We start from the raw sequence: 16,220 nt of genomic DNA, 5'->3' as shown, positions 1-16,220 counted from the left end.
CAGAGCATAAGTTCAATCGGGCTCATACCCCAAGTTAGGCGATAACCAACGTTCTGCCTCTTCCAAGCTCATGTTGGTACGTTTGGCATAATCTTCTACCTGATCTTGTTGAATCGCGGCTATAGCGTAATATTTAGCCTCTGGGTGTGAAAAATACCAGCCCGAAACCGCAGCACCTGGCCACATGGCGTATGAGCTAGTGAGCCGCATGCCAATGCGTTTTTCAGTGTCTAACAACTGCCAAATTTTCTTTTTCTCAGTGTGCTCAGGGCACGCTGGGTAACCGGGGGCTGGACGAATGCCTTGATAGTTTTCGCGAATTAGCTCATCGTTACCCAGATTTTCATCGGGCGCATAACCCCAATACTCTTTACGCACTTGTTCGTGCAAGTATTCGGCAAACGCTTCTGCGAGCCTATCGGCCACCGATTTTATCATTATTTTATTGTAGTCGTCTTGCTTGGCGTCGAACGCATTGGCTAGATTGTCTTCTTCTAACCCGCCCGTTACGGCAAACGCACCAAAGTAATCCGGTGTCCCTTTTGGCGCAATATAGTCGGCCAAACAGTAGTTAGCAAAGTCGGTTTTTTCGGTTTGCTGGCGTAAATGGCACGAGGTATTTAACAGCTCTTTGCGAGTTTCGTCAGTGTAAATTTCTATATCATCACCCACACGGTTCGCAGGGAATAAACCAATTACACCCAGCGGTTGTAAACTACCTGCTTTTTCAAGGTCGTCGAGCATGTCGTTAGCGTCTTTAAATAAGCTTTGTGCTTGCTCTCCAACCACCTCGTCGGTCATTATGCGCGGATATTTACCTGCGATTGACCACGTCATAAAGTATGGCGTCCAATCTATATATTTACGAAGTGTAGCAATAGATACATTTTTAAATTCGGTCACGCCCAGCTTATTAGGCACAGGAGGCGTGTAGTTATCCCAATCAAGTTGGGCGGCATTATCACGGGCACGTTGTATTGTTACCGGTTTTGAGCGGGGCTTTTTACGAGCCTGTTGCTCACGTACTTTTACATACTCGGCGCTGATTTTTTCTAAAAAGGTGGGTTTATGCTCTTTTGATAATAAGTTAGAGACGACACCTACTGCACGGCTGGCATTATTTACATATACCACTCCTTTATCGTATTGCGGCTGAATTTTAACTGCAGTATGCGCTTTAGAAGTGGTCGCGCCGCCTATCAATAATGGTAGTTCAAATCCGCGGCGGGTCATTTCTTTCGCTACGTGCACCATTTCATCAAGCGATGGGGTTATAAGGCCAGATAAACCAATAGCATCGGCTTTTTCGTCAATGGCGGTTTGTAGTATTTTCTCTGCCGGCACCATTACACCTAAATCAATAACTTCATAATTATTACATTGCAGCACTACGCCAACAATATTCTTACCGATGTCGTGTACGTCACCTTTAACAGTGGCCATGACTATTTTACCATTAGTGGCGCCTTCTTCTTTTTCGGCTTCAATGTAAGGGTCAAGATAGGCTACGGCACGCTTCATTACGCGAGCTGATTTTACTACTTGTGGTAAAAACATTTTACCTGCACCGAATAAATCCCCTACTACGTTCATACCATCCATTAATGGCCCTTCAATAACATGAATAGGTTTAGCGGCAGCGACGCGGCACTGCTCGGTGTCTTCTTCTATGTATTCGGTGATACCTTTAACGAGGGCATGCTCTAGGCGTTTTTCTACAGACCATGTGCGCCATTCTAGATCTTCAACACGTTCCGCTTGGGCCATACCTGAGTATTTAGGCGCAAGTTCGACTAAACGCTCCCCAGCGCCTGAGTCGGCGTTTAAAACAACATCTTCAACGGCTTTACGTAACTCTTCTGGGATATCGTCGTAAACGGCGAGTTGCCCTGCGTTAACAATGCCCATATCCATACCCGCTTGAATGGCGTGATATAAAAATACAGAGTGAATCGCCTCACGTACTGGGTTATTACCCCTAAACGAAAACGATACATTAGACACCCCGCCCGACACTTTACAATGAGGTAAATTTTGTTTGATACGACGCGTCCCTTCGATAAACTCGACCGCGTAATTATCATGTTCTTCGATGCCCGTGGCGACTGCAAAAATATTCGGATCAAAAATAATATCTTCTGGTGGAAAGCCCACCTGATCAACCAAAATACGGTAGCTACGCTGACAAATTGCAAATTTACGGTCAGCGGTGTCGGCTTGGCCGTCAGTATCAAATGCCATTACTACTGCCGCCGCACCAAAGCGTTTAATAATTTTAGCTTGATGAATAAACGGCTCTTCGCCTTCTTTAAGCGAGATTGAGTTAACTATCGCCTTACCTTGAATACACTTTAAACCTGCTTCAATTACTTCCCACTTTGAGGAGTCGACCATAATTGGTACTTTAGAAATATCAGGCTCTGAGGCAATGAGATTTAAAAACTTCACCATGGCGGCTTTAGAGTCCAGCATGGCTTCGTCCATGTTGATATCAATAACCTGTGCGCCGTTTTCTACTTGCTCACGGGCAACATTAAGCGCGGTTTCAAAATCTTCTTCCATGATCAAACGTTTGAACATGGCTGAACCGGTTACATTGGTACGCTCACCGACGTTGGTAAATACGGCTATTTGTTGTGTCATGTCGGCTATCCTAATTTAAGTTACACGCTTCAAGGCCTGATAAGCGCATACGCACTTCAAGCTCTGGTAATACACGGGGCTTAACCCCTTCTAGACCTTTAACAAATGCTTTAATATGTGCAGGTGTGGTGCCACAACAACCACCCACAATATTAATAAAGCCTGACTTACCCCAGTCTATAATTTCTTTCGCCATTTCAGGCGCTTCTAAGTCGTACTCCCCAAACTCATTGGGTAAACCCGCGTTCGGGTGCACTGAAGTGTAGGTTTCACACACACGCGATAACTCTTGCACGTATTGGCGCAATAAGTCAGGGCCAAGCGCGCAATTAAGGCCAATTGAAATGGGCTTAATATGGCGAATTGAATTATAAAATGCTTCGGTGGTTTGCCCCGAAAGCGTTCGCCCTGAAGCATCAGTAATAGTGCCTGAAATCATAACGGGTAATGTGCGTCCAGCTTGCTCAAATGCTTCTTCTACTGCGAACGAGGCGGCTTTAGCGTTTAGGGTGTCGAAAATGGTTTCAATTAAAATTAAATCTGCACCGCCTTCCATTAAAGCCAAAGTCGACTCAACGTACGCAGTTACTAGCTTATCAAAGGTGATATTGCGATAACCAGGGTCGTTTACATCTGGCGACAATGAACATGTTTTTGAGGTTGGCCCAAGTACACCCGCTACATAGCGTGGTTTAGCTGGGTTTTTAGCACTGTATTCGTCACAAATACTGCGTGCTAATTTAGCAGACTCTAGGTTTACTTCACGGCTGATACTTGCCATGTCGTAATCTTCCATTGAAATGGTGGTCGAGTTAAAGGTGTTGGTTTCGATAATATCAGCACCCGCATTTAAAAAACCCCGATGGATATCCGCAATAACTTTAGGCTGGGTCAGGCTTAATAAGTCGTTATTACCTTTTATTAGTACATGCCAATCTTTAAAGCGCTCACCACGATAGTCGTCTTCTTCAAACTTATGCTGCTGGATCATGGTACCCATTGCACCATCTAAAATTAAAATGCGCTGCTTTAATGCTTCTGTAATCTGCTGACTTTTATTAACGTTATTATTCGGCATAGTTGTTAGTCCTTACGGCTTGGCTAACTAAATTAATATCATAAGGTGTAGTTTGGTACACATAATAATTTAACCAGTTCGAAAAAAGCAAAAAAGCATGACTTTGCCACGTTTTCGACGGCTCATTGTCTGCATTATTATCTGGAAAATAGTTTTCTGGGATCGCTGCATCAGGGCTTTTTTCTAGGTCACGCTGATACTCATCCTTGAGCGTATGAGCATCGTACTCTGGATGACCCGTTATATACACTTGACTGCCCGATTTATTTTTAACTAAGTAAGCGCCCACTTGCTGTGAGCCTGCCAATACAACTAAGTCATCGCTGGCATTTATTTTTTCAATATCAATATGACCGAAACGAGAGTGCGGCACTAAAAACGAATCATCAAAACCGCGAGTAAGCGCGCCGTGATTAAAATAACATTGGTGATTAAATACGCCACAAAGTTTATTTTCTTTAAGTTCACGTTTTAATTTATGGTGATGATATAAACCCGCATGAGCGGCCCAACACGAAAACAACGTTGAGGTAACATGCTCTTCGGCCCAATCGAGCAATACGGTGAGTTCATCCCAATAAGCAACCTCGTCGTATTCTAAATGCGCAAGCGGCGCACCAGTGATGATAAGTGCATCGTAGTTATTATCTTTAACCTCAGAAAAGTAACGATAAAAAGTGTCTAAATGCTGCTCTGAGGTATTTCTACTACGGTGGGTGTCTAAGCGTAAAAGTTCAACATTAACTTGCAACGGAGAGTTTGCCAGCAAACGAATAAACTGTACCTCGGTTTCTACCTTATTAGGCATTAAATTCAAAATTGCCAACCGCATCGGGCGAATCTCTTGCGTTTTCGCACGGCTTTTTGGCATTACGAACACATTTTCATGACGTAATTTTGCAATCGCAGGCAATTCATCTTTAACAGTAATAGGCATTCTTAGCTCCAAGGTACAATTCACCAATGGCTAATTATGAACGGTTAGTTAAAAATTTCAACCTCTAGATGTTTAGATGTCTAAATGAATTTATTTTATTAGCCTATTTAGTCAAAAAAGTGTTCTGCTTTGCTGTTTCGTTGACTGTTTCACCTGTGAGCCACTACAATACACATTGAAATTTTTATTATTATTTGAAGGCTTTTTCCATGGTTTTACCTGATAAGTTTATATTCTCGATGAGTCATGTATCTAAGGTTGTGCCGCCTAAGCGCACTATCTTAAAAGATATCTCGTTGCATTTTTTCCCTGGCGCAAAAATTGGTGTACTTGGCTTAAACGGTTCGGGTAAATCAAGCTTACTGCGCATTATGGCAGGGGTTGATCAAGAGTTTGAAGGTGAAGCTCACCCTCAACCGGGCATTAAAATTGGCTACCTACCGCAAGAACCGGTACTTGATGAAAGTAAAACCGTGCGCGAAACCGTTGAAGAAGCGGTAAGTGAAGTTAAAAATGCACTAAACCGTCTTGATGAAGTTTACAACGAATACGCTATGGAAGACGCCGACTTTGATGCACTAGCAAAAGAGCAAGGCGAACTTGAAGCTATCATTCAAGCCCACGACGGTCACAATATTGATAACGTATTAGAGCGCGCGGCTGATGCGCTACGTCTGCCACCTTGGGATGCTAAAGTTGAAGTGTTATCGGGTGGTGAGCGTCGTCGTATCGCTATTTGTCGTTTATTACTTGAAAAGCCTGACATGCTTATTCTTGATGAGCCAACTAACCACTTGGATGCAGAATCAGTAGCTTGGCTTGAACGTTTCTTACATGATTACGAAGGCACTGTTGTGGCAGTAACCCATGACCGTTATTTCCTTGATAACGTAGCCGGTTGGATTCTAGAGCTTGACCGTGGTGAAGGTATTCCGTGGGAAGGTAACTACTCTTCATGGCTTGAGCAAAAAGATGCACGCTTACAGCAAGAGCAAAAATCTGAAAAAGCCCGTCAAAAATCAATCGCGCAAGAACTTGAATGGGTGCGTTCAAACCCTAAAGGTCGTCAAGCAAAGTCTAAAGCTCGTATGGCGCAGTTTAGTGAGCTACAGCACTCAGATTACCAAAAGCGTAACGAAACCAATGAGCTATTTATTCCACCAGGACCGCGCTTAGGCGACCAAGTTATTGAAGTTAAAAACTTGAAGAAAAGCTTTGGTGACCGTGTACTGATTGACGACTTAAACTTTACTATGCCAAAAGGCGCAATTGTGGGCATTATCGGTGCCAATGGCGCGGGTAAATCAACCCTATTTAAAATGTTAAGTGGTGAAGAAAAGCCAGATAGCGGCGAAATCACTATTGGTGAAACAGTGGAGCTTGCAACGGTTGATCAGTTCCGCGGTAACATGGACGACAGCAACACCGTTTTCCAAGAAATTTCAGACGGCCAAGACATATTAAAAATTGGTAATTTTGAGTTTCCAAGTCGTGCTTATGTTGGTCGCTTTAATTTTAAAGGTAACGATCAGCAAAAGTTTGTTAAAGACCTATCAGGTGGTGAGCGTAATCGTTTGCATTTAGCAAAACTATTGAAAGCTGGTGGCAACGTAATCCTGCTGGATGAGCCAACTAATGACTTGGACGTTGAAACATTACGTGCTCTTGAAAATGCAATCTTAGAGTTTCCGGGCAACGTGATGTGTATCTCGCATGACCGTTGGTTCTTAGACCGTATTGCTACGCATATTTTAGATTACCGCGATGAAGGTCAAATCAACTTTTTCGATGGTAACTACACAGAATATGAAGAGTGGCTTAAAAAGACCTTAGGTGCAGAGGCAACTCAACCTAAGCGTATTAAGTATAAAAAAATTGGCTAATGTATAGTCATTAATTTATCGCTCTGAAATCTCGTTATGAGTAATATTAGCCCTATCAAACGATAGGGCTTTTTTATAAACAAGCCTTTAAGCACAAGCATGGACTATCAAAATAAACTTGATTACCATAGCGTAAATAATTAAAAGCGCGCGGTTATGACGTTAAACCCACATTTACCTTTAGTTTATCATCCAAACTACTCATTTAACTTTGATCCCAAACACCGTTTTGTTATGAGCAAGTTTGCTAATTTATATCAGCATGTTAAAGAGTTAGGGCTTATAAATAATAATCTAGTACAGCCTGAGATTGGTAACCCTGATAAGCTAGAACTCGTGCATTGTGCGAGCTATTTAGATGATCTTTGGCGCAATCAATTAGACGAAAAAGCCCTTCGACGCATAGGATTACCTTGGTCTGAGGCATTAATAGCGCGCACATTTACAGCCCCTTTAGGTACGCTAGAAACTGCACGCCTTGCACTTAAACATGGTTTAGCGTGTCATTTAGCAGGCGGCACTCATCATGCTCACTTCGACTTTGGCTCAGGTTTTTGTATGGTCAACGATCTTGCCTTTACCACTCAAACACTTATACAAAGTGGCGAAGTAACTAACGTACTTATATTTGACTTAGACGTACATCAAGGTGATGGCACTGCCGCCATGCTTACCCACCAACCTTATGCGTATACTTGCTCTATTCACTGTGAAAAAAATTTCCCGTTTAGAAAGTCCTCAAGCGATTTAGATATTGGCCTCGCCAATAATATGCAAGATGATGAATATTTGGGAATTGTTGATGACACACTACAGTTTTTACTCAATGAACTTAACCCCGATTTAGTCCTGTACGATGCCGGTGTTGATGTATGGCAACAAGATGGCTTAGGTAAGCTTGATATTAGCTGGCAAGGTATTGAAAAACGCGATCACCTAGTATTAAAACGTTGTATTGAACACAATATACCAGTGGCAAGCGTTATTGGTGGTGGTTACGACAGAGACCATTTACGTTTAGCACAGCGCCATGGCATTGTTGTTGAGCAAGCTGCGCGTTTTTAAATAAGTGTATAACTTACAGAATATGCGATTGAAAAAGCGATTACTGCGCTTATTTACTACAATTTAAACCCACATAGTTATTGATATTATTTTGCGATAACGGCTTATGTAACTACCTATGCATATGAATAGTATTATCTCGGCTAAAAAAGGGATGTAAAAGAAGGCCTGCCACCAATCAACCCCGCTTATAAAGCAGAACATGTAATGGTGTTAATTAATCAAGGATTTCGTATTTTTGCGATTAATTTACCAAGCTATAAGCCGCCTCATTTTTGCTAATTTAACCAGCATGTGCATACAAAAGTTTCGCACTTCTACACATATACCAAAGCAAAATGAACTGAACTGACTTATAAACTTATTAATTGTGGTTCCTCAAGGCGCTGTATTACGGCTCCTAAGGTTTGCAGTAAGATTATCTTATATTTTAGACAAGAAAAAAGGCTCGTCATAAATCAGAGCCTTTGTTAACTTTGGAATAAACTCGGAACTAACTCACAACTAACTAAATAATGATAATTGTGGCGTAAAATGTTGGTAATCAACGGCCATTGCAATGCTCAGCGCAGTGATATTAATAATTGAAAACGCAAACACTTGGCGTGCCCAACCGCTAATATCAATATTACGTCGGTAACCTCTAAGGGCCATCAATAGCCACCAAAAACTGGTGGTACACGCAACAGCTAAAAATGCCATACCGGTATAACCACCAATCGTGAGTAACATCACCACTAAAGCGTAAATTGCTATATACATGACGATATGGTTTTTTGCTTTATCAATACCTTGCGCCACTGGCAGCACGGGAATACATGCCGACTTGTAATCTTGATAACGAAATATAGCAATCGCATAAGAGTGCGGCATTTGCCATAAACTAAACATAACGAGCAATATCAATGCACCAGCATCGAATTGAGCACTCACTGCGCAATAGCCGACAACAGGGGGGACCGCACCGGATAAGCTACCTATAAAAGTGCCATACACAGAGCGACGCTTCATATATAAACTATAAACCCCGACATAAATAACATAACCAAACACGGCAAAAAATACAGCGACCCAGTTGGTATAAATGGCTAATAAACTAAAACCAACCACACCAAGTACAACTCCATGTACTAACGCTGCTTTCGCTGACATCTCGCCCGTTACTGTCACTCGGGTTTTGGTACGTGCCATGCGACTATCAATATCACGGTCTATCACATTATTAATTGCACACCCTGAGGCAACAACCAAAGATAACCCTAATAAAGTAGCCAACATTAGCCAGCCATCTATATCTCCTTGTGACGCGAGTAAGAACCCACCCGCTACGGAGATCAAGTTGCCCATAATAATGCCAGGCTTAGTCACTTTTAAATAACGACGAAACATCAGCTAAACTCCTACTATTTGCTTATTTCGAACATTAATACATCATCATGGCGTTAGATGCATAGAGGATCCACACCGACAATCCAACAACCATAACAATTATTATTGCACTGAAAATAAAGGATAATGAGCTTGCTTTACCCTCTTCAGTTTTAAAGTTTAGGTGTAAAAAGTATTTTAAATGTACCCAAATTTGCACAACAGCCATAACGATAATGCCATAAAAGGTCGTTTGCTTTTCTAACGTCCCGCTCATAACAGCCCAAAAAGGGATCGCGGTCAGTACAATTGATAAAACAAAACCAATTAAATAATCTTTTACAGTGCCATGTGAGGCATGTGATTCGGTTTGACTCATTACATTGCCCCCATTAAATAAACAACGGTAAATACACAAATCCATACCACGTCTAAAAAGTGCCAAAATAAGCTTAAGCAGCTTAAACGAGTTATAGTTGCTGGTTTAAGACCACGGCGTACCACTTCTATCATCATTGTTGTCATCCAAATCAAGCCAGCGGTTACATGTAGTCCATGTAAGCCGACTAATGAAAAGAACGACGTTAAAAATGCACTTTGCTGTGGCCCATTACCATGCACAATTAAATGATGAAACTCATAGATTTCCATACCTATAAAAGCGGCACCAAAAGCAAAAGTAACGCCAAGCCAGATAAGCGTGAGGGCTTTTTTCTGAGCATGTGCGCTGATCATAGCAAAGCCAAAAGTTATACTACTCAGTAAAAGTGCTGCGGTTTCTACCGCAACAAAATCAAGTTCAAAAATATCTCGCCCTGATACGCCACCATTGGTGTTCATAAAAAGCACCGCATAGGTTGCAAAAAATGAGGCAAACAACAAGCAATCGGTCATTAGATAAAGCCAAAAACCAAAAACAGTATCGCCACCCGTGTCATGATGTTCATGAGCATGGATATCATGCTCATGGGTGTCTACATTTGCAGGTAATGCACTCATGCACTGACCTCCTTAGCGTCATTTACTTTAGCAGCGCTTTTGTTATGCGCGCTTTCAATTTTTAAAATTTCATCTGGTTGCACGTAGTAATCAACATCTGGGTTGTAACAACGTTTGATAAACACAGCAAAACCCGCAACAACACCTACAATCGCTAACCACCAAATATGCCAAATCATGGCAAAACAGAACGTGGTAAAGCTGATACTCATTAACACCCCAGCAGAGGTATTTTTTGGCATATGAATAGGGGAATAGCTTTTTTGCGTTTTATACGCTTCGCCTTTTTCTTTCATGTCGGTCCATGCATCAATATCACTAACGTGTGGAACCGTAGCAAAGTTGTAATACTGTGGTGGTGACGCAGTTGACCATTCAAGCGTATGGCCGTTCCAAGGATCGCCCGTAGGATCATCAAGCGCTTCACGGTTTCTAAAGCTGACAACCAATTGCACTACTTGAAAGATAATACCGAACATAATAATCACCGCGCCTACAAATGCGATGTGCAACCACATATCATAAGCGGGGTTATTAGTGTGATTTAAACGACGTGTCATACCTAAGAAGCCAAGTACATATAAAGGCATAAATGCAACGAAGAAACCGACTATCCAACACCAAAATGACGCTCGACCCCACCCTTCATGAAGCTTAAAGCCCATCACTTTAGGGAACCAAAAAGCGAAACCAGCTAAGTAGCCAAATACAGCACCACCAATAATAGTGTTATGAAAATGTGCAATTAAGAATAAGCTATTGTGTAGTACATAGTCGGCACCTGGGATGGCAAGTAACACCCCTGTCATACCACCTATAGTGAAAGTAACCATGAACCCAAGCGTCCACAGTACAGGAACTGTAAAGCGTAAACGGCCACGATAGATCGTAAATAACCAACTAAATAGTTTCACACCGGTGGGCACCGCGATGATCATCGTCATCACCCCAAAAAAGGCATTTACATTAGCGCTCGACCCCATAGTAAAGAAGTGGTGTAACCACACAACAAAACCTAAAATAGAGATTGCTCCACTGGCATAAACCATTGACTTGTAACCAAATAAACGCTTGCCTGTAAAGGTAGAGATAATTTCAGAAAAAATACCAAACGCCGGTAAAATCAAGATATAAACTTCAGGGTGACCCCATGCCCAAAATAGGTTGATATACATCATGGCGTTTCCGCCTGCTGCCTTGGTAAAGAAGTGAAAATCTAAATAACGATCTAGCGTTAACATGGTTAATACGGCGGTTAAAATAGGGAAAGATGCTGCAATTAAGATATTTGCCCACGTACATGCCCACGTAAATATAGGCATTTTCATCAATGTCATGCCGGGTGCGCGCATTTTGAATACAGTCACTAAGAAATTAACCGCTGTCAGTAACGTACCAATACCGGATATTTGCAGCGCCCATATATAATAGTCGACCCCCACCCCGGCACTGATCGACAGTTCGGATAATGGTGGATAAGCCATCCAGCCTGTTTTTGCAAATTCGCCAAAAAACAATGAAATATTAATTAATATCGCACCACCAGCTGTTAACCAAAAACTTAAGTTATTTAAAAATGGAAAAGCCACATCACGCGCACCAACTTGTAAAGGCAACACGATATTCATCAAACCGATCATAAATGGCATCGCCATAAAGATGATCATGATCACCCCATGAGCGGTAAATATTTGGTTATAATGCTCTGGTGGTAAAAAACCAGCGGCCCCACTGGTGGCCAGTGCTAATTGCCCGCGCATCATAATGGCATCTGAGAAACCACGAAACAGCATAATAAGCGCAAGAATAATATACATAACGCCTAAGCGTTTATGATCAATTGAGGTGATCCAATCGTGCCAAAGCACTCCCCACTTTTGATATTTAGTAATTAGACCTACAAGCAGTAGGCCTATAACAGCAACCGCCGCTAACGTCACCATAATAATGGGTTCGTGATACGGAATTGCCTCTAAAGTTAACTTACCTAATAACGACATAATTATTCCTCACCCTCACTATGATCGGCGTGTACGTTATGCTCACTTTGTGCATGATGTTTTTTGTTCATATCCCCATGCGCCTTCATATATTTCATTACAATAGTATGAAATAGACCATCATCTACACTACCAAAATAAGTTACAGGGTCACTTTTACTCGGCTGTGCCAACTCATAGTAATCTGCTTTAGTAAGTGTTTTCGAGTCACTTTTAACTGTTTTAACCCACTGCTCAAAGCCCGATTCAGTGGGCGTGGCAATAGCATTAAACTTCATGTCAGAGAAACCTTCACCACTGAAATTGGAAGAGAAACCTTTATAAGTTCCTGGTTCATTAGCAATTAAATGCAGCTTTGTTTCCATTCCAGCCATAGAGTAAATCTGACTCCCTAATTGAGGGATGAAAAATGAATTCATGGTATTTTCTGAAGTGATTTTATATTCGACAGGTACATTAGCAGGGAACACTAATTCATTTACCGTGGCGATCCCCTGCTCCGGATAAATAAATAACCACTTCCAGTTTAAAGATACCACTTCAACAGTTAAGTGCTCTCCCTTTCCTTCAAGCGGTTTATATGGGTCTAATTCTTGAGTGGATTGCCAAGTAATCACACCTAAAATAGCCACAATTACAATTGGAATGGCCCATACTACAGCTTCAATTTTATTTGAGTGCGCCCACTTAGGCGCATAAACTTCGTGGTCTTGGCCATCGCGATATTTCCATGCGAAATACAAGGTCATTATTATGACTGGCACAACCACTATCAACATCAGCACAGTGGCGATGATGATCAGGTTTTTTTCATCTATCCCAACTTGCCCTTTTGGATCAAGCACACCGCCTTTACAGCCGGTTAATGCGAGTACAAACGTACCCAGAGCAATATTAAACAGGTTTCGAATTAACAAAGGACTACCCTACAACCTAAAGTTTGAAATTTGTTGTTTTAACTATTAATAATAAAACAACGACTTATATTCTCTGACGACTTTTATAGACACAAAGAGGCCCAACATGCAGTACGTGAGAAAATGAAGGAGGTTAGTTGAATCGCAGACGCAATAAGTCTAAGTAGTATTAAAAAAGCAGAACGAGCAAGTGACTAAACAGCTAAATTTAAACTACTAAACTTAAGTAGCGATCAACTATTTACTTGTGGTGGCGCACGACAGCCGTGAGCACTGTGTACTACGACTGAGCTTTTTGCTTGTTGAAAAGCAAAAGCTGTTTTACGTAAAATGATCCCAGCACGACGTGCAGGAATTATGTGGAACAATAACCAACAAAGACCAATAAGCAGCTGGTTTGCAATGATCGGATGAGCTAAAAATTGGGCTATAACAACGAGTAATGAGTCTGTAATTAAGTCATCACTAAGTAAAGCTTCAAGTTTAAAGGCATCTTCTAATGCACCACTTAGCAACATAACAATATTAAATACAAGTAAGATAACAGCTACACAAGCTCCTTTACCCGCTTTATTTAAGCGCTCACACACAAATGGCTCGCCAGAGGCAAGTTCCTTATTTGTATGCTGTAAAGAAAGTGTGTTCAAAGCCATTCACCTAATAAAATTACAAATAATAACTAAAGTAATATTGCGATAATGAAAAATCTTAAACATTGCCGCTAAAAGCTCAATATGGTTAATGCTACATAAAATCAAATTTATCTAGCAGATATTAGCTAGATGAAAGTTGATCTGTATCAATAGAACTTTCAAAAAAGACTGAAAGTTTGAAGGGAGTATAACAAAGAGAATGTACTGTTCAAACTATAAAATATAAAATTTGAATTAGCTTACTAGATTATTTAGTAAGATAACCAGCTTAAAAATATAATAAATCCATAATAAATAGTTAGTTAGGTACTAAATTAGTTTTAATATTGAAACGCAATTATTATAGAATAATATTAAATATTTAAGATTTGATAAGCATAAGTACTTTTTACGTGATTGTGAACTGCATCACTCATGCAATCCAGTTCACAATTACAAAAGCTTATACTTTAGAATTCAAATTTAGCTTTGATTGCAAATGTGCGAGGCTCGCCAATTCTTAATACGCCATAATCGTCACCTACTGCCCAAAATTCTTTATCAAAAAGATTATCAACTGTACCAATTAAAACTAAATTATTATTACCCACTTTATGGCTATAGCTAACCCCAGCATAAAAAATAGTATATGAAGGTAGTTCCCAGTCATTATTAGCATTTGCTGATGTTTCGCCATGTTGCTTACCCCCTAAGTTAACGGTAAGTCCATCCACAGCCTCAATGTTATAATTAGTTTGTAGACTAACTTGGTAATCAGGAGTACCTGAAACTTGGTTGCCTTGATAGCTTTCGCTCGTTTTATCGTAAGTTGCATCTAATAGCATTAACTCACCATAAACAGAGAAGTTACTGGTTAAATCTAATGCACCACTTAACTCCAATCCTTGGTATAAACTAACACCATCTTGAATAAGATAATTATCATCAGTTACCAGCTCTGCACCACGCTCAATACGAAATAGGGCCGCTGATGATGACCAATCATTACCACTTTGTTTATAACCTATTTCAATTTGCTCACTTTTTTGTGGCTCTAATAGTTCGTTAGCATTTGCATAACTTTCTCCAACGGACGATGTTTGTCCTTCAAAAGATTCAACATAACTAGTGTAGAAAGTAGTCTGCTTGTTTGGTTTGTACATCATAGCTACGACGGGAGTAGTTGATGAATCATTATAATCATCTTGATAAGCTAAAAAATAGTCACCAGGAGAATGCTCTATTTTTGTATGACGAACGCCTACTAATAATTCATAGTTTTCATTAAATTTAATTGAGTCATTAACAAAAAATGATTGCTGTGTATCTGACCAAGCAAGATCTAGATCTTCTTGCAGTGTTGCCTCATAAGCTGGAAGCTCTACAGCGTTATATAAATTATCAACGCCATAATTACGTGTAACCCTACGCCCATATTTACCGCCATCGTTTCGATACGTATCAGCAACCTGATAAGCTGAGCCTATGACTAAATCATGGCTAATATCACCGGTTTCAAAATGACCAGTTAGAATACCTTGTATCTGCTCATAGTTAACTTTAAAGTATTGCTCATAAAGACTGATTGAGACATCACCTTCACTATTGAGTAAATTCGCTAGAGTTTTAACCCAGTGAGTATCATTCTCTGAATAATCGTATTCTATTTTAGCTTGCCAATTATGGTTAATATCCCATGTTAAGCCCGTAAGTAGGATAAGGTTGTTATAATCATCAAAGGTACCATCAACACCTATACTTCTATCACCATGAACAGCCTCTGGTAATGAACTATCGCTACTCATAGAGTTTGACATTGTTGTCCATGAGTTTTCAGTAAGTCTGTCACTATAGATCAAATCGGCATTCCAACGTAAGTTGTCGGTCAGGTATGCATCAAATGCAACAGATAAGCTCTGTCGATCAACAGTTCCATCCTCAAGGTAAGTATCGCCTTCTTCGTTAACGGCATTAACTCGTACACCGTATTTATCATCTTCACCAAACCTGGTACTCGCATCGATATGAGCATTCAAAACACCATCACTTCGATAGCCTGCACTTATATTAAGCAAATCATTAACTGGTTTTTTAGTAACGTAGTTAACAACCCCACCAGGAGCTGCCATTCCATACATGTAACCTGTCGCGCCTTTTAACAAAGCAACTTTTTCAAATGCTTCATAAGGCAATTCACCACTAAAATTGTTAAGTGATAAACCATTTACCTTAAAACTATTAGTGTAGTCCAGTGGTAATCCCCTGACTCTAATCGTCGAGCCGAAGGTACTGTAAGCGCTACCATCTACGGATACAGAAGCCTCTCGACTAAATAAACTATCTAGGGTATTTACTTGGCGTATTTCTATATCTTCAAGGGAAATCATATCCACTGAAAATGGCGTATCAAGCACAGTTCTGTTGCCTAATGCGCCACCATCATTTTGTTCATACAGTTCAGTAATTTTATGGCCAACAATAGTGATAGTTTCAGGCAGTTTTTCATCTTTTTTTTCTGACTTAGATGTTTTTTCTTGGCCTAACACACTGTGACTATTCATAATTAAAATAGCAGTTATTATTATTGATAGCTTATTTTTAACCAAGGCTTCAATACCCATTTATTTCTTCCTTATTGGTAATATGGTTAAATCAGCTGAAATGCATATATTCTTCTGTACCTAGAATTTAATATTTT

At 40.5% G+C, this 16,220-nt stretch carries 12 protein-coding genes; 2 read left to right on the top strand and 10 right to left on the bottom strand.

The window, feature by feature from the left end; genetic code table 11:
• Positions 1-12 precede the first annotated feature (12 nt).
• Genes metH through metA form a run of 3 tightly spaced genes read right to left on the bottom strand, consistent with a single transcriptional unit; the run spans position 13 to position 4,658 of the window.
• The gene (metH, locus tag ACT3S9_RS03745) at positions 13-2,643 is read right to left on the bottom strand and encodes a methionine synthase (RefSeq protein WP_444750721.1); all 2,631 of its coding nucleotides are present in this window, start codon (positions 2,641-2,643) and stop codon (positions 13-15) included.
• A 10-nt stretch (positions 2,644-2,653) separates the two neighbouring features.
• Positions 2,654-3,721, bottom strand: a complete 1,068-nt coding sequence (locus ACT3S9_RS03740) for a homocysteine S-methyltransferase family protein (protein ID WP_441835447.1) — start codon at positions 3,719-3,721, stop codon at positions 2,654-2,656.
• Positions 3,711-4,658 carry a homoserine O-succinyltransferase MetA gene (metA, locus tag ACT3S9_RS03735; protein ID WP_441835446.1) on the bottom strand — a complete coding sequence of 316 codons (948 nt, stop codon included), beginning with the start codon at positions 4,656-4,658 and terminating at the stop codon, positions 3,711-3,713. The genes ACT3S9_RS03740 and metA overlap by 11 nt, the downstream gene beginning before the upstream one ends.
• Positions 4,659-4,867: 209 nt before the next feature.
• Between metA and ettA the strand changes: the two genes are divergently transcribed.
• Positions 4,868-6,541 (top strand): energy-dependent translational throttle protein EttA, encoded by a 1,674-nt coding sequence (gene ettA, locus ACT3S9_RS03730; RefSeq protein WP_441835445.1) that lies wholly within the window; start codon positions 4,868-4,870, stop codon positions 6,539-6,541.
• A gap of 156 nt (positions 6,542-6,697) precedes the next feature.
• Positions 6,698-7,606: a histone deacetylase family protein gene (locus tag ACT3S9_RS03725; protein WP_441835444.1), complete on the top strand. Its 909-nt coding sequence runs from the start codon at positions 6,698-6,700 to the stop codon at positions 7,604-7,606.
• Between the two features lie 504 nt (positions 7,607-8,110).
• Here the strand turns inward: ACT3S9_RS03725 and cyoE are convergent.
• The 7 genes from cyoE to ACT3S9_RS03690 form a co-directional block, all read right to left on the bottom strand.
• A complete protein-coding gene (gene cyoE, locus ACT3S9_RS03720) occupies positions 8,111-8,995 on the bottom strand; it encodes a heme o synthase (RefSeq protein WP_441835443.1) in 885 nt (294 codons plus the stop codon).
• A 34-nt stretch (positions 8,996-9,029) separates the two neighbouring features.
• Entirely contained in the window at positions 9,030-9,353 is a 324-nt protein-coding gene (gene cyoD, locus ACT3S9_RS03715) for a cytochrome o ubiquinol oxidase subunit IV (RefSeq protein ID WP_441835442.1), read from the bottom strand.
• Complete coding sequence (cyoC, locus tag ACT3S9_RS03710) at positions 9,353-9,973, bottom strand: cytochrome o ubiquinol oxidase subunit III (protein ID WP_441835441.1); 621 nt, start codon at positions 9,971-9,973, stop codon at positions 9,353-9,355. Before cyoC ends, cyoD begins: the two co-directional genes overlap by 1 nt.
• Positions 9,970-11,973, bottom strand: a complete 2,004-nt coding sequence (gene cyoB, locus ACT3S9_RS03705) for a cytochrome o ubiquinol oxidase subunit I (RefSeq protein WP_441835440.1) — start codon at positions 11,971-11,973, stop codon at positions 9,970-9,972. Before cyoB ends, cyoC begins: the two co-directional genes overlap by 4 nt.
• 2 nt (positions 11,974-11,975) lie before the next feature.
• On the bottom strand, positions 11,976-12,890 hold the full coding sequence (cyoA, locus tag ACT3S9_RS03700; protein WP_441835439.1) for a ubiquinol oxidase subunit II: 915 nt from the start codon (positions 12,888-12,890) through the stop codon (positions 11,976-11,978).
• A 233-nt stretch (positions 12,891-13,123) separates the two neighbouring features.
• Positions 13,124-13,537: a hypothetical protein gene (locus ACT3S9_RS03695; RefSeq protein ID WP_441835438.1), complete on the bottom strand. Its 414-nt coding sequence runs from the start codon at positions 13,535-13,537 to the stop codon at positions 13,124-13,126.
• Positions 13,538-13,992: 455 nt separating this feature from the next.
• Positions 13,993-16,143, bottom strand: coding sequence for a TonB-dependent siderophore receptor (locus tag ACT3S9_RS03690; RefSeq protein ID WP_444750720.1), 2,151 nt, complete (start codon positions 16,141-16,143; stop codon positions 13,993-13,995).
• Positions 16,144-16,220 lie beyond the last annotated feature (77 nt).

The sequence above is a fragment of the Pseudoalteromonas sp. AOP31-A2-14 genome (assembly GCF_052378035.1).
Lineage (GTDB): Bacteria > Pseudomonadota > Gammaproteobacteria > Enterobacterales > Alteromonadaceae > Pseudoalteromonas.
The sequence above is the reverse complement of the archived record's forward strand: the minus strand, read 5'-3'. Positions and strand labels throughout refer to the sequence as shown.

Bases quoted from the DNA above. Each gene is read 5' to 3' on its own strand.
- metH (WP_444750721.1), bottom strand. From the start codon at position 2,643: ATGACACAACAAATAGCCGTATTTACCAACGTCGGTGAGCGTACCAAT.
- ACT3S9_RS03740 (WP_441835447.1), bottom strand. From the start codon at position 3,721: ATGCCGAATAATAACGTTAATAAAAGTCAGCAGATTACAGAAGCATTA.
- metA (WP_441835446.1), bottom strand. From the start codon at position 4,658: ATGCCTATTACTGTTAAAGATGAATTGCCTGCGATTGCAAAATTACGT.
- ettA (WP_441835445.1), top strand. From the start codon at position 4,868: ATGGTTTTACCTGATAAGTTTATATTCTCGATGAGTCATGTATCTAAG.
- ACT3S9_RS03725 (WP_441835444.1), top strand. From the start codon at position 6,698: ATGACGTTAAACCCACATTTACCTTTAGTTTATCATCCAAACTACTCA.
- cyoE (WP_441835443.1), bottom strand. From the start codon at position 8,995: ATGTTTCGTCGTTATTTAAAAGTGACTAAGCCTGGCATTATTATGGGC.
- cyoD (WP_441835442.1), bottom strand. From the start codon at position 9,353: ATGAGTCAAACCGAATCACATGCCTCACATGGCACTGTAAAAGATTAT.
- cyoC (WP_441835441.1), bottom strand. From the start codon at position 9,973: ATGAGTGCATTACCTGCAAATGTAGACACCCATGAGCATGATATCCAT.
- cyoB (WP_441835440.1), bottom strand. From the start codon at position 11,973: ATGTCGTTATTAGGTAAGTTAACTTTAGAGGCAATTCCGTATCACGAA.
- ACT3S9_RS03690 (WP_444750720.1), bottom strand. From the start codon at position 16,143: ATGGGTATTGAAGCCTTGGTTAAAAATAAGCTATCAATAATAATAACT.